Source organism: Paenibacillus sp. SAFN-054 (genome assembly GCF_051966755.1).
Taxonomy (GTDB): domain Bacteria; phylum Bacillota; class Bacilli; order Paenibacillales; family Paenibacillaceae; genus Paenibacillus_AQ.
Genome location: NZ_JBQCKS010000005.1, coordinates 420,340 through 420,735, shown reverse-complemented (window position 1 = coordinate 420,735; position 396 = coordinate 420,340). Strand labels below are relative to the sequence as shown.

Below are 396 nucleotides of genomic sequence, written 5' to 3'. Positions count from 1 at the left end.
TGCGGGTGTAGTTCAATGGTAGAACTTCAGCCTTCCAAGCTGATAGCGTGGGTTCGATTCCCATCACCCGCTCCATAATGTAAAATGCAAACGCCGAAAGGCGTTTTTTTTGTTATGGATAATTAGGGGAATAGAACCCACGCGCTGGGGGCGACCGTCCGAACAGCATCCAAGAAAAGGCCCGTTGAGGACGCGCGTCAACCTCTTCCTTATTATTGCGAGCAGCAGGCTCGCTTTCAATCAAGAGGTTGAGTATTCCCATCACCCGCTCCATAATGTAAAATGCAAACGCCGAAAGGCGTTTTTTTTGTTATGGATGATTAGGGGAATAGAACCCACGCGCTGGGGGCGACCGTCCGAACAGCATCCAAGAAAAGGCCCGTTGAGGACGCGCGT

Annotated in this window: 1 tRNA gene; it reads left to right on the top strand. The window is 51.0% G+C overall.

Annotated features, from left to right (window positions below):
- The first annotated feature begins 1 nt into the window (after position 1).
- Positions 2-75 (top strand) — tRNA-Gly (locus ACTHPM_RS23095).
- Positions 76-396 lie beyond the last annotated feature (321 nt).